General features: G+C 70.7%; 9 protein-coding genes. 4 read left to right on the top strand and 5 right to left on the bottom strand.

Features of this window, described 5'->3' with window-relative positions; all coding sequences use genetic code 11:
* The first annotated feature begins 17 nt into the window (after positions 1–17).
* Positions 18–1,178 (top strand): acyl-CoA dehydrogenase, encoded by a 1,161-nt coding sequence (locus JO379_RS13510; protein ID WP_130878176.1) that lies wholly within the window; start codon positions 18–20, stop codon positions 1,176–1,178.
* Between the two features lie 145 nt (positions 1,179–1,323).
* Complete coding sequence (locus JO379_RS13505) at positions 1,324–2,115, top strand: VOC family protein (RefSeq protein ID WP_130878175.1); 792 nt, start codon at positions 1,324–1,326, stop codon at positions 2,113–2,115.
* A gap of 66 nt (positions 2,116–2,181) precedes the next feature.
* Here JO379_RS13505 and JO379_RS13500 read toward each other — a convergent pair whose 3' ends face one another.
* Positions 2,182–3,534, bottom strand: coding sequence for an LCP family protein (locus JO379_RS13500; RefSeq protein ID WP_130878174.1), 1,353 nt, complete (start codon positions 3,532–3,534; stop codon positions 2,182–2,184).
* A 119-nt stretch (positions 3,535–3,653) separates the two neighbouring features.
* Between JO379_RS13500 and JO379_RS13495 the strand changes: the two genes are divergently transcribed.
* Complete coding sequence (locus JO379_RS13495) at positions 3,654–4,202, top strand: acyl-CoA thioesterase (protein ID WP_130878173.1); 549 nt, start codon at positions 3,654–3,656, stop codon at positions 4,200–4,202.
* 223 nt (positions 4,203–4,425) lie between these two features.
* Here the strand turns inward: JO379_RS13495 and JO379_RS13490 are convergent, their stop codons facing one another.
* The gene (locus JO379_RS13490; RefSeq protein ID WP_307841986.1) at positions 4,426–5,928 is read right to left on the bottom strand and encodes an LCP family protein; all 1,503 of its coding nucleotides are present in this window, start codon (positions 5,926–5,928) and stop codon (positions 4,426–4,428) included.
* A 187-nt stretch (positions 5,929–6,115) separates the two neighbouring features.
* On the opposite strand from JO379_RS13490, the gene JO379_RS13485 reads away from it, so the two are divergent.
* Complete coding sequence (locus JO379_RS13485) at positions 6,116–7,147, top strand: glycosyltransferase family 2 protein (protein ID WP_130878171.1); 1,032 nt, start codon at positions 6,116–6,118, stop codon at positions 7,145–7,147.
* Between the two features lie 70 nt (positions 7,148–7,217).
* Here JO379_RS13485 and JO379_RS13480 read toward each other — a convergent pair whose 3' ends face one another.
* From JO379_RS13480 to JO379_RS13470, 3 genes are all read right to left on the bottom strand, one after another.
* Entirely contained in the window at positions 7,218–9,170 is a 1,953-nt protein-coding gene (locus JO379_RS13480; protein WP_209515081.1) for an LCP family protein, read from the bottom strand.
* 99 nt (positions 9,171–9,269) lie between these two features.
* A complete protein-coding gene (locus JO379_RS13475) occupies positions 9,270–11,042 on the bottom strand; it encodes an LCP family protein (RefSeq protein WP_130878169.1) in 1,773 nt (590 codons plus the stop codon).
* 240 nt (positions 11,043–11,282) lie between these two features.
* A complete protein-coding gene (locus JO379_RS13470) occupies positions 11,283–12,518 on the bottom strand; it encodes an LCP family protein (RefSeq protein ID WP_307841985.1) in 1,236 nt (411 codons plus the stop codon).
* Positions 12,519–12,554 lie beyond the last annotated feature (36 nt).

Raw genomic sequence — 12,554 nt, 5'->3', positions numbered from 1 at the left:
TGGGGAGTGAATCCACCTTGGCGGGATCAAAGGACTTCGACCTGTACCGGCCGTCCGAGGAGCACGACGAGCTCCGCAAGGTCGTGCGCTCGCTCGCCGAGGCGAAGATCGCCCCGTTCGCCGCCGAGGTGGATGAGGAGGGCCGCTTCCCGCAGGAGGCGCTCGACGCGCTGGTCGCCTCCGACCTGCACGCGATCCACGTGCCCGAGGAGTTCGGCGGCGCCGGCGCCGACGCGCTCGCCACCGTCATCGTCATCGAGGAGGTCGCGCGGGTGTGCGCGTCGTCCTCCCTGATCCCGGCGGTCAACAAGCTCGGCTCGCTGCCGGTCGTGCTGTCCGGCTCCGAGGAGCTGAAGAAGCGCTACCTGGGCCCGCTCGCCAAGGGCGACGCGATGTTCTCGTACGCCCTCTCCGAGCCCGACGCGGGCTCCGACGCGGCCGGCATGAAGACCAAGGCCGTGCGCGACGGCGACTTCTGGGTCCTCAACGGCGTCAAGCGCTGGATCACCAACGCGGGCGTCAGCGAGTACTACACGGTCATGGCCGTCACCGACCCGGAGAAGCGCTCCAAGGGCATCTCGGCGTTCGTCGTCGAGAAGTCCGACGAGGGGGTCTCCTTCGGCGCCCCGGAGCGCAAGCTCGGCATCAAGGGCTCCCCGACGCGCGAGGTCTACCTCGACAACGTCCGCATCCCCGCCGACCGCATGATCGGCGAGGAGGGCACCGGCTTCGCCACGGCGATGAAGACGCTCGACCACACCCGTATCACCATCGCCGCCCAGGCCCTCGGCATCGCCCAGGGCGCCCTCGACTACGCCAAGGGCTACGTCCAGGAGCGCAAGCAGTTCGGCAAGCCGATCGGCGACTTCCAGGGCGTCCAGTTCATGCTGGCCGACATGGCCATGAAGATCGAGGCCGCCCGCCAGCTGACCTACGCGGCCGCCGCCAAGTCCGAGCGCGGCGACAGCGACCTCACCTTCCAGGGTGCGGCGGCGAAGTGCTTCGCGTCCGACGTGGCCATGGAGGTCACCGTGGACGCCGTCCAGCTCCTCGGCGGCTACGGCTACACCCGTGACTACCCGGTCGAGCGCATGATGCGCGACGCCAAGATCACGCAGATCTACGAGGGCACGAACCAGGTCCAGCGCATCGTCATGGCGCGCAACCTGCCGAAGTAACCCTCCGGGCGTTTCACCGCGACGGCCCCCCGGCACCCCGCCGGGGGGCCGTCGCGCGCGTACGGGGGAACGCCGGTGGCGGTATCGGGCCGGGGCACCGAAGGTGGGGGCGGTGGGGGGTCGTACTGCCCTGGAGGCTCATGACATGCCCGAGGTAACCGCTCCGTACACACCCGGCACCCCCTGCTGGGTCGACCTCATGGTCCCCGACCAGCAGGCGGCGCTCGACTTCTACCGCGACCTGTTCGGATGGCAGGGCGAGGTCGGCCCGCCGGAGACCGGCGGGTACGCGGTCTGCACCCTGAACGGCAAGCCCGTGGCCGGCATCATGACCTCGATGTCGCCCGACCCCGATCAGCCGACACCGCCCACCGTATGGACCACCTACCTCGCCGTCTCCGACACGGACGCCACCGAGAAGAAGATCGCCGACAACGGCGGCACCGTGATCATGCCGGGCATGGACGTGCTCACCCTCGGCCGTATGTCGGTCGTCGCCGACCCCACGGGGGCCGTCTACGGGCTCTGGCAGGCCCGGGACTTCCCCGGGGCGGAGGTCGTCAACGAGCCGGGGGCGCTGATCTGGAACGAGCTGAACACCAGTGACCCCCAGGCCGCCGCGGCCTTCTACTCCGCCGCGCTCGGCATCGAGGCGGTCCCCATCGACGGCGCGCCCGACTACTCCGCGCTCCAGGTCGACGGCCGGACCGTCGGCGGCACCCAGGGGCTGGACAAGCTGCCGCCCGGCACGCCCTCGCACTGGCTGTGCTACTTCGCCGTCGAGGACACCGACGCCTCCGTCGACGCCCTGACCCGGGGCGGTGGCAATGTGCTCGTCCCGCCGTTCGACATGATGGCCGGGCGGATGGCCATCGTGCAGGACCCGCAGGGCGGCACCTTCGCGATGATCAACGCCAAGGGGCCCGCGGCCCCCTGAGAACACGGCAGGGCCCGTGACCTCCGTGCTCCCCGGAGGTCACGGGCCCTGCCCCGCGTTCGTCGCTCACTTGTCCGAGACGGTGACCTTCTCGTCCTTCTTGAGCTGGTCGAAGAGCTGCTTCGCCTTGGCCGTGTCCCACTTCACCGCGACACCGTCGGAGCGGGTCGGGAAGTTCGCGCTCGCGATCGGCACGGTCATCTGCTTGCCGTCGCCGCCCGTCGCGCCCTTCATCGCCCAGAACATCGAGGTGAGGTCCCACAGCTCCATGTCCTTGTCGACGATGAGCGTGTCGAGACCGGAGCCGATGACGGGGTAGAGCCGGAACGGGTTGAGGATCGTCGACGGCGAGGCCGCCTGGTTGGCCAGGGTGTTCAGGAACTTCTGCTGGTTGCGCATCCGGCCCAGGTCCTGGTCCGCCTCCTGGTGGCGCTGGCGCACGAAGGCCAGCGACTGGGCGCCGCTCAGCTCCTGGCAGCCCGCCTTGAAGTCCGCACCCGAGTCCCGGTCCTTCAGCGGCTTGTCCAGGCACATCTCCACGCCGCCCAGCGCGTCCACGAGGTTGCGGAAGCCGCCGAAGCCGATCTCCGCGTAGTGGTCGATGCGCAGCCCGGTGTTGAACTCGATGGTCTGCGCCAGCAGCTCCGGGCCGCCGTCGGCGTACGCCTGGTTCAGCTTGTGCGTGGCGGCGGGGAAGCTCTTGCCGGACTCCTTGCCCTTGAAGGCGGGGATGGTGACGTAGGAGTCGCGCGGCAGGCTCAGCATCGTGGTGCCGTTGTCACCCGTGTGCACGATCATCATCGAGTCGGTGCGCTTGCCGTCCGCCGACCCGGTGTGCAGTTCCTTCTTGTCGCTGTCCGAGAGGCCCTCACGGCTGTCGGAACCGACGATCAGGTAATTGGTGCCCTCGCCCGCCGCCGGGCGGTCCTTCAGCTGACCGAGGTCGACCTCGCGGCGCATCTTGGAGTCGGCCCAGAAGTACGTGCCGACGGAGACGGTCAGCAGCGCCACGACGAAGGCTATGCCGCCGATCTTGATGCGCTTGCGCCAGTCGGGGGCGCCGGTGCGCGGGCCGCGGCCGCCCGGGCCGCCGCCGGTGGGGCCGTGCCGGTGGCCGCCGGGGCCGGCCGGGCCGCCCCGGCCGTAGACCTGTCCCGTGTTGTAGCCGTCGTCGTGACCGCCGGCCGCGTGGGCCGCGCCGTCACCGTAGCCGCCGCCCTGGTCCGGCACGCGGCCGTGACCGCCGGCGGCGCCCTGTGCGTGGCCGTAGCCGGGTGCCGGCTCGGCGGGGCGGCGCGGCGGGGGCGGTGCGGTGCGCCGGATCTGCGGCATGGCGCGCGCGCCCTCCGGCTCGGCGTTCGCGCCGTTTCCGTACCGGTCCTGGCGGTCGTCGGTCCGCCCATCGGCCCAATTGCTCATGACACGAGTGTGCCCGCTGTGGCGACCCGCCTTACAGGGGGATGACGGGTTCGGGGTCGGGCTGTAGCAGAGCTGATGCAAATCCGCCCGTGTCCCCGGGCCCGCATACAGTGGTGGACATGACCAATCAGGACCGCAGCCCGGAAGCGGAAATACCGGGCAAGCCGACGTCCGCCTCCCGCACGACGCTCTCCCACATCATGACCGGCAGCGACACGAATCTGCTGGGCACCGTCCACGGCGGCGTGATCATGAAGCTGGTGGACGACGCCGCGGGCGCGGTCGCCGGGCGGCACTCCGGCGGGCCCGCCGTCACGGCCTCGATGGACGAGATGGCCTTCCTCGAACCGGTCAGGGTCGGCGACCTCGTGCATGTGAAGGCCCAGGTGAACTGGACCGGCCGGTCGTCCATGGAGGTCGGCGTGCGGGTCCTCGCCGAACGCTGGAACGAGTCGACGCCCGCCACGCAGGTCGGCAGCGCGTACCTCGTCTTCGCCGCCGTCGACGAGGACGGCAAGCCGCGGCGCGTCCCGCCGGTGGTCCCCGAGACGGAAAAGGACAAGCGCCGCTACCAAGAGGCCCAGATCCGCCGCACCCACCGGCTCGCCCGCCGCCGCGCGATCATGGAGCTGCGCGAAAAGCGGATCGCCGAGGGCTTCGGGGACTGACCCCCGCGGGGTCCCTGGCGGGGGCCTTGGGGGTCTGCCCTCGGCGTGGGTCGGGCCCGTGCCGCTCCGGTGGGTCGCGGGGCTGCTTCGCTTTACGCCCCGCGACCCACCTGCGCGTCCCGAGCCCTCACGCCGGTGAGCCTGCGGCGCCTCCTCCTGGGGCCCGGGGGCTGCCCCGGCCCCGGCAGGGCCACTCACGTGCCTCCCGCCGCGCTGCGCGCGGTTATGCGCCGTCCGGGCAGACCACCTGGTCGCCCCGGACCGCCGCCGGGGCGGCCCCCGCGGCTTGTGGGGGGTCCTGGGCGCGTACCGGGTGGACGCCCTTGAAGTCCGTGCCCAGGGTCACCTTCATCAGCGGGCCCTGGCCCGGTGCCGGGCGTAGTTCCGCGCCCGGGAGTGCCGCCGCGACGGAGCGGACCGAGCGGTCCCAGCGCGGGTCGTAGGAGATCACCGTCCGCTGGGTCAGCGGTCCGGGCGCGTCCGTCGGCAGGCCGGTGGTGGCGAAGCCCGTCGCGTGCAGGGCGTTGTCGGTCTCGCGGCCCAGACCCGTGCGGCCGCTGCCGTTGAGGACCTGTACCCGGATCTGTCCGGGCGCCACGTCCACCGGCGTCGCGGGCTGGTCCGCCGGCCTGGCCTGTGGCTTCGCGTCCTGCGACCGCCGGGGGGCGTGCACGGTCAGCGGCCGGTCCTCGCGCAGGGCCTGGAACATCTTCCCGGCCGCCGCCTCGTCCCACTTCACCGTTGAGCCGACGCGCGGCACGGGAAAATTCGCGATACCGATCGGCACCGAGGCGAACTCGGCCGAGGCGGGCGTCAGATTCTTCATCCCCTGGGCCAGCTCGACCAGCTCGGCGCTGCCGAACCCCCGGTCGGCCCGCACCGAGCCGAGCAGCGTCGTCCCGACCTCCTGGAACTTCACCGGGTTCAGCAGGCCCTCACCGCCCGCCGCCTTGTGGATCAGCGAGGCGAGGAACCGCTGCTGCCGCTGCATCCGGCCGAGGTCGGAGCCCCCGTCGAGATGCCGGGAGCGCACGTACTGGAGCGCCTGCCCGCCGTTGAGGTCGCTGGACCCCACCGGCAGGTCGAGGCCCGTGTAGACGTCCTTGAGCGGTCGCACCGTGCACACCCGGACCCCGCCCAGCACGTCGACCGTCTTCATGAAGCTGGCGAAGTCGACCTCCAGGTAGTGATCGACGTGCACCCGGGTCAGCTGCTCCACCGCCCGTACGGTCAGACTCGGCCCGCCCTCCGCGTACGCCGCGTTGAGCTTCTGCGGATGGGCGGGGCGGATCCGGCCCTGCGCGTCGGCGCGCTCGGGGATCTCGACGTAGGTGTCGCGCGGCAGGCTGATCACACTGGCCCGGTCGTGCCGGGCGGAGAGGTGCACCAGCATCACCGTGTCGGTGCAGTGACAGGGCGCGCCGCCCAGCCGGTAACGGGTCCGCTCCTCCTCCGTGATCTTGTCGCGGCCGTCCGTGCCGACGACGAGGATGTTCTTGCCCTGACTGGTCTGCGGCCGGTTCGACAGGCCCCCGAACGGATCCACCCGCCCGATGCCGCCCTCGATCCCCGTGACCACCGCGTGTCCGATGCCGCCGGTGCCCAGCACGGCCACGGCGGCGCCGGTGGCGAGGCGCAGTCCCCAGCGCGGGCGGCGGGGCGCGCTGTGGCGGGGCCGGTTCGGGCGGGGCCTGGCCTGGCGGGGGGAGCGGGCCGGTGCGGTCACTTCGAACCTCCGCGACGGACTGGGCAGAACCGGGGAAACGGTAGGCCCATACGATCGTCGGTTCGCGGCCCCACGCCGTCCGGGCGGGGCCTGCCACCCGGGCGGGGCGCTTTCGGGTGCCCCATTGGCGTAACGTGACCGACGATCCGCCGTCCGCCGGGGGCACCCCCCGTACCGCCGAGGAACCATGCCCGATCAGCAGCCGCCCGCCGTTTCCGTCATCATGCCGGTGCTCAATGAGGAGCGGTATCTGCGCACCTCCGTGCGGCACATCCTGGAACAGGACTATGCCGGTGAACTCGAGGTCGTGATCGCCCTCGGTCCCTCCACGGACCGCACCGACGAAATCGCCGCCGACCTGGTGCGGGAGACCGCGAACCACCCCCGCGCCCGGGTCCACACGGTGCCGAACCCCACCGGCCGCACCCCTGCCGCGCTCAACGCCGCGATCAAGGCGTCACGCCACCCGATCGTGGTACGCGTCGACGGTCACGGAATGCTCTCGCCCAACTACATCGCGACCGCCGTGCGGCTGCTGGACGAGACCGGCGCCCAGAACGTCGGCGGCATCATGCACGCCGAGGGCGAGAACGACTGGGAGCGGGCCGTCGCCGCCGCCATGACCTCGAAGATCGGCGTGGGCAACGCGGCCTTCCACACGGGAGGCGCGGCCGGCGAGGCCGAAACCGTGTATCTGGGTGTCTTCCGGCGCGAGGCCCTGGAGCAGCAGGGCGGGTACAACGAGGAGTTCATCCGTGCCCAGGACTGGGAGCTGAACTTCCGGATCCGTGAGGCGGGCGGGCTGATCTGGTTCTCCCCGGAGCTCAAGGTCTCCTACCGGCCGCGGCCCAGCGTCAAGGCGCTCGCCAAGCAGTACAAGGACTACGGGCGTTGGCGGCACGTCGTCGCCCGCTTCCACCAGGGCTCGATCAACATGCGTTATCTGGCCCCGCCGACCGCCGTGGTCGCCATCGCGGCCGGTCTCGTGGTCGGCGCGGCCGTCACCCCCTGGGGCCTGCTGGTCCCGGCCGGCTACCTGGCGGCCATCACCGCCGGTTCGCTGCCCGCGGGCAAGGGGCTGTCGCCGGCCGCACGCGTCCGGATCCCGGTGGCGCTGGCGACGATGCACATGTCGTGGGGGTTCGGCTTCCTGACCAGCCCGCGCTCGCTGGCGAAGCGCGTCATCGCCAGCCGCCGCCCGGCCGTCCGGGCCGACTAGCCGCCCGGCCGACCCGCCGCATGCCGTCCGCCCCGGTCCGTGTCCGTACACGGCACGGGGCGGACGGTCTTCAGAAACGATTCAGCGGATTGACGTTCATGCACGCCGACGTGTCGTTGCCGTTGAGCGGGTCCGAGCTCTTGGGCGCCTTGTTGTCGCCGTCCTTCTCGCCCTTCCCGCCCTTGTCGTCCTTCTTGCCGTCGCCCGTCGCCCCGCCCGTCGGCTCCTGTGAGGAGTCGCTCTCCTCGGGTTCCTCGGTCTTCGGGTACTTCGTGCCCGTACGCCAGTCGCTGCCGATGACCAGCGTCACCCGGTCGACCGTGGGGGACATCCGCAGCGCGCTCTCCGGCAGCCCGAGGGCCTTGGCCACGGCCTCGGCGTCCGGCCGCTCGGCGGTCTTCGGATAGGTGATCGTCGTGTCCGCCTGAGCACGCGGGGCGGAGTCCGACGTCGTCTTGGTGAAACCCGCCTTCACGAGGAACTCGGCGATGTCCGAGGCCCGACGGGTGGCCGGCGGCTGGACGGCGGTGCCGGTGCCGTTGAACACCGTGAGAGCGATGTCGCCCTTCGGCGCCGCCGGCACGGTGGGCTTCGGGCCGCCCTTGTCCGACTTCTTGTCCTTGCCGTCCAGCGCGATGTCGTTGCGGACGAGCGAGAAGAGCTTGTCGGCGTCCCCCGGCTTCGGTATCACGTGTGCGTCCGGGTCCTGCGGATCGGAGACCCACGGCATGGTGGCCATCGTGATGCGCCCGGACGGCACGCGCTTGATGTCGTTGCCGAGGTCGTAGAGCTTCTTGACCGAGCCGAGGTCCTTGTCGACGGTGAGCGCCTTGGTGGCGGCCTCGGCGAGGTCGGTGAGCTGGCCGGGGTCCGAGAGCTTGGTACCGCCCTTGAGCTGGCGGACCATGGCGTTCATATAGATGTGCTGGGCGTGGGTGCGGCCGATGTCGCTGCCGTCCTCGAAGCCGTGCCGGGTGCGCAGCCACTGCAGGGCCTGCTCGCCCTTGACCTTGTGCGAGCCCTTCGTCAGCCGCAGACCGGAGTCCTTGTCGTAGACGTTGGCGTCCACACACACCGGAACGCCGCCGACCGCGTCGGCCATGCTCACCACACCGGCGAAGTCGATCATCATGAAGTGGTCGACGGGAATGCCGGTCAGCTCTTCCCAGGCGGCGACCGTGCAGCCCGGGCCGCCGTTCATCAGGCTGGTGTTGATGATCTGACGGTCGGTCTCCTTGTAGACCGTGCCGTCCTCCGGGTCGGTGCACTTGGGGATCGTCACCCGGGTGTCGCGCGGCACGCTGATCACCGACATGTTGCTGCGGTCGGCCGAGACGTGCACCAGCATCTGGACGTCGGCGAGCGGCTTGCGCCCCGCGTCCTCGCGGGCGCCGCCGAGCTCGACGTTCTTCTTGCTGTTCCGGCTGTCGGAGCCCAGGATCAGGATGTTCAGGGGGCGTTGGCCCGCCGCGTTGGCCGCGCTGCGGTCGAGCCGCTTGTCGCCGAGGTTGAGGTCGCCCTTTTTGAGGTTGCCGTTGAGGTGCTCGTAGTAGAAGTACCCGGCGGCCGCAGTGCCGAGGACGATGACCGCGAGGGAGAGCGCGGTCCAGCGGGCTATTCGGGCAGCGCGCGTGCGCGTGCGCTTGCGCTTGCGCTTGGCCGATCGGTTCTTGGCGTGGGTGGCCTTGCGGGTGGCCTTGCGGCCGGCTCTGGCGGTGGCGGCCCCGTTGCCTTCGGGCTTGTCCGCGTCGGCGGTGTCGGCCCGGTCGCCTCCGGAGGGCGCGTCCGACGTGGCGTCTTCGCCGCCCTCGGAGTCGGTGCGTCCCTCGGTCTCGGCGTCCCAGGAGCGCTCGGCCCCGGCACCCTCGCCACGGGTGGCGTCCGTGGCTTCGCCGCCGGCCGCGTCGGACTTCTTCGCCCGGCGGCCCCGGCGCCCGGACTTCCTGGCGGCCGGAACCCCGCCGCCGGCCGTGTCGTCGGCTGAGGTGCCAGCCGGTCCCCGCACGCCGCTGCTCTGCCGCATCGGGCCTCCCCTGAATGGTGCGTCCGGCCCGAAGGGCAGGCGTGTTGTAGCTGGTGTGACTCTAGTTACTGGCCTAGATGCGGCAGCGGGGGGCCAGGTTCATTTGGCGCAGATGTTCTTGTCGTCGGCTTCGATCTTTTGGATGTCTTTGGGTGCTTTCGCGGGGGCGGGGATGGAGATCGGGGTGCCGGCGGCCTTGAAGTCGGCGCCCAGGACGAGCGTCATCCCGGCCGTCGGCGCGGCGTCGGACGTGGCCTGCTTGAGGGCCTCGACCGGCAGTCCCATGATCTCGGCGAGCCGACGCGCCTGGTCCGCCTGATTGGGGGCGTACTCCAGGACCGTCTTGTCCTTCTTGCCGCCCGTGGCGTTGCCGCCGTTGCTCGTGAGGCGCATGCCCTTGGAGTTCTGCATCCAGGTGACGGCCTCCTGGGCGGCACCCACCCGGCCACTGCCGTTCTGCACCTTCACCCGCACGGCCGCGGGCTCCGCCTTGGGCCCCTTGAGCAGGGCCGCCTGCTTGGCGTCCGCCGCGTCCTTGGCCTTCTTCTCCTTCTCCTTCACCTCGGTGAGGGAGACGTCCTGCTGGACCATGGCGAAGAGCGGATCGGCCTTCGGCTTGTCGAGGACGACCGTCCGGTGGTTCTTCCCCTCGGCGGGGTTGTCCTTGACGGGGACGGTCGCGAAGGTGATGTTCTCGAGGTCGACCTTGCTGAGCTCCTTGCCCAGGCTGGTCAGTTTGCTGACGGAACCTATGCCGGTGTCGACGGTGAGCGACTTGGTGGCCGCGTTGCCCAGGTCGTACAGCTTCTTCGGGTTGGAGAGCGTGTCACCGGACTTCATCTTCCGGATCATCGAACTCAGGAACTGCTGCTGGAGCTTGATGCGGTCCAGGTCGCTCTCGAAGCCGACGCTGTGCCGGGTCCGGACGAACGCGAGGGCGTCCTCGCCCTCGATCTCGTGCCGGCCCTTGCTCAGCTTGAGGTGCGACTTGGGGTCGTTGATGTCCTTGGCCAGGCACACCTCGACACCGCCGACCGCCGACGACAGCTCCTTGACGGCGTTGAAGTCGGCCATCATGAAGTGCGTGACCTTCAGGCCGGTGAGCGCCTCGACGGTCCGCCAGGTGCAGCCCGGGTCACGGCCCTCCTGGCCCAGGCTCTCGTTGAAGCGGACGCCCTTCGTGCCCGGGATGATTTTGGTCTGGCCGTCCTTCTTGGTGGGGCACTCCGGAATGTCGGTGATCATGTCACGGGGGATGGAGAGCGCCGTGGCGTTCGTCCGGTCCTCCGAGACGTGGAACAGCAGCGTGGTGTCGGCGTGGCCGACGCTGCCCGGGTCGCCGTAGCCCTCGTTGCCCTTGCCGTCACGCTTGTCGGTGCCGATGACCAGGATGTTCACCGGGCCGTCGATGACCGCGTCGTTGTTTATCCCGACATCGACCTTGTCGATGTTGTTGTTGAAGTGCTGGTAGACCAGGTAGGCCGCCACCGAGCCGCCGACCAGGACGAAGGCGAGCGTGCCGCCCGTCCACATCAGCGCCTTCTTCTTCTTGCTCTGCTTCGGCTTCGGCTTGCGCCGTCCCTGCGCCGGCTTGGCCCCGGCGCGCCGGGGATTGCCGCGCTGCCCGGGCACCGTACGGCGGCCGGGCTTGCCCTGCGTCCCGACCCGCGATCTCGCGGGAGCCGGTACGGCGGGGGAGCCGGAATCTGCGGAAGCAGAGGATGAAGCAGTCGCGGACGTGCCGCTCCCGGGAGTCGCCTCCGACTCCTCGGCATGGTCAAGGCGCAGCTCGTAGCTGCCTGTTTTCGGGTCGAAGACCCACTGGTCGGCGGGGTCGATGTCGCCCGCCCGCCCACGGCCCTGCGCGTCCACGGTCGCTTGAATCCTCCGTCGGTGCCACGCGGCGCCTACCCCCCCGAGGCGCTCGGTCACGTCGTCTGTGCAGTGCGCGGTCAGCCCGGCCGTGCGCACCGGATCGCTCACACTATCCGCCCAGTTCAGCGTCAAGCGACGCCGGTGACAAATTGCACTCCCCTACAACTGGGCATTCTGCCCAATCCTTTCGCCCGAACGATCATCCGGAGGAAAAGGTGATCGTACCTTTCGGTAAAATCATCCACACATGCCACGTGCTGCGGTGGTTCCCTCGTAGGTGGGCGGAGTAGTGGGCTCAGGGGATCCCGTGGCGGGCGCCGAAGTGCCGGGATCCGAAGGCGCCGGCTCCCGCCGGGGCTTGTTGTCGGCCGCCCGTACGTGCATCCCGACCGCCACCGGCCGGTCGTTCCGCAACTGCTCGAAGAGCTGGTCGGCGTCCGGCTGCACCAGTTCGTCACGGGCGCTGTTGTGGACGTACGGGCGGCGCGGCACGGTGAGGAACTGGACCCGTTCGGAGGGGATGTCCCGTACGGTGCGCACCAGGTCGTACAGCTTGCGGAGGGTGTCCAGCCCGGCGTCCGTGGTCAGCGAGGACGTCGCCGCGTCGAGCACCGGATAGAGCCGCGCGGGGTTGAGCAGCACGCCGCTGCTCTGCATCTCGCGGAACAGCGAGCCCAGGAACTCCTGCTGCCGCCCCATCCGTTCGGTGTCGCTGCCGTTGCCGAGGCTGTAGCGGGCCCGTACGTATCCCAGCGCGGCCTCTCCGCGCAGCACCTGGCGGCCCGCGGGCAGCCGCAGCTTCGCGTCGTCGTCGTCCACGGGCTGCTTGAGGCAGACCTCGACACCGTCGATGGCGTCGACCAGCCGCTTGAAGCCGTTGAAGTCCACGATCACGTGGTGGTCGACGCGGATCCGGGTGATGTTCTCGACCGTGCGGATCGTGCAGGCCGCGCCCGCCAGTTCGTACGCCCAGTTGAACTGCGCGAACCGCTCGTTCGTCCGGGAGCCGTCGGACTGCCGGCAGCTCGGGATCTTCGCCATCAGGTCCCGGGGGAGGCTGACGGCGGTCGCGCTGCGCCGGTCGGCGGCCAGGTGCAGCAGGATCGTGGTGTCCGAGCGCTGCGTGCCGCTGTCGGTGCCGTACGCGCCGTTTCCGGCGCCGCGGGTGTCGGAGCCGATGATCAGGATGTTCTGCGCGCCCTGCACCAGCGCGACCGGGCGCTCCTTCTCCCAGCGCGCCAGCTCGTCCGCGGTGTCGGTGTCGGTGGTGATGTTGCTGTCGAGCCGTTGGTAGAGCGCCCAGCCGACCCCGGCCGCCGTGAGCGTCAGCAGCGTCATCCCCAGCGCCACCCAGCGCAGCCATCGGCGCCGTCGCCGTGGTGCGGGGGCGGGCGTGGGGGCGCCCCACGCCCCGCCGGTGGGGCCGGCGGCGGGCGTGCCGGGGCTGCTGGGGCTTCCAGGGCGGTCTGTCACGGCTGCGGCCCTCCCTCACGGAGTCGGCGGCCTCGC

The organism is Streptomyces syringium (assembly GCF_017876625.1).
GTDB lineage: Bacteria > Actinomycetota > Actinomycetes > Streptomycetales > Streptomycetaceae > Streptomyces > Streptomyces syringius.
The sequence above is the reverse complement of the archived record's forward strand: the minus strand, read 5'-3'. Positions and strand labels throughout refer to the sequence as shown.